The organism is Psychrobacter sp. 1U2 (assembly GCF_051847575.1).
In genome coordinates, this window is sequence record NZ_JBPYDC010001664.1 from 1 (window position 1) to 546 (window position 546).

1 protein-coding gene is annotated in these 546 nt (G+C 39.0%); it reads right to left on the minus strand.

The genetic code is table 11. The features are described from left to right. On the minus strand, positions 1-351 hold a 351-nt coding region (locus ACS8FD_RS23760; protein ID WP_439277659.1), incomplete at its 3' end, for a S4 domain-containing protein. Between the last annotated feature and the right edge of the window lie 195 nt (positions 352-546).

A 546-nucleotide genomic window follows, 5' to 3' on the forward strand; every position in this document is an offset into this window, starting at 1 on the left:
GGTCAAAAATATTAAACCTTGAGAATCTTTGTCCAAACGACCAATTGGAAAAATACGTACTCCATGTCTGACAAAATCGACAATGTTATTTTTCTCGGAGCTTTCAGTGGTGCTTACAATACCCACTGGCTTATTCAATACAATAAAAACAAAATCATCGGCCTCTCGCGGCTCAATGAGCTGTCCGTTGACTTTTACCGTATCTCCAGCAACCACCTGATCGCCTACTTGAGCACGCTTACCATTGACGTAGACATTACCTTGTTCGATAAAGCGGTCAGCGTCTCGCCTGGAGCAAATACCGCTTTCGCTGATGTATTTATTTAAACGAGTCGAGGAAGTGTTAAACATAAAGTGCCATTTTTACCTAATAAAAAGCCTTTTTTGCTAAGAAAAAGACTAAATTGAGTGGATTATCATCAGCGAGGTGGCTCACATTATATAGGAAATTCAGTACCCATTTTAAAGGAGAGAACAAAATCTAGAAATATGTGCATAATCGTACAAATCGAAGTTGTGTCAAACAGCTTCTAATGATGCCAAAAG